Genomic DNA, 209 nt, shown 5'->3' on the forward strand with positions numbered 1-209 from the left:
AAGTGGCTGAAGCACAATTAAATGTGAACCAAGCTTTATTAGTCGATGCACAACGACAATTAGACAATACGCGTTTAACATTACCCTTTGATGCGCGTATTGCAGCAGTAAATATTGAAATATCACAAGCAGTTTCAATGGGGGAAGTTCTATTTGAAGTCGACAAATTAGGTGTGGTTGAAGTTAAAGCGGAATTGTCATTACAAGAT

Annotated in this window: 1 pseudogene; it reads left to right on the forward strand. The window is 37.3% G+C overall.

The window, feature by feature from the left end:
* Positions 1-209, forward strand: a pseudogene (locus GQR38_RS20185) (HlyD family secretion protein); the annotation flags it as partial.

Origin of the sequence: Pseudoalteromonas sp. c7(2019), from assembly GCF_011378625.1 — a bacterium.
In the GTDB taxonomy this organism is placed as follows: domain Bacteria; phylum Pseudomonadota; class Gammaproteobacteria; order Enterobacterales; family Alteromonadaceae; genus Pseudoalteromonas; species Pseudoalteromonas arctica.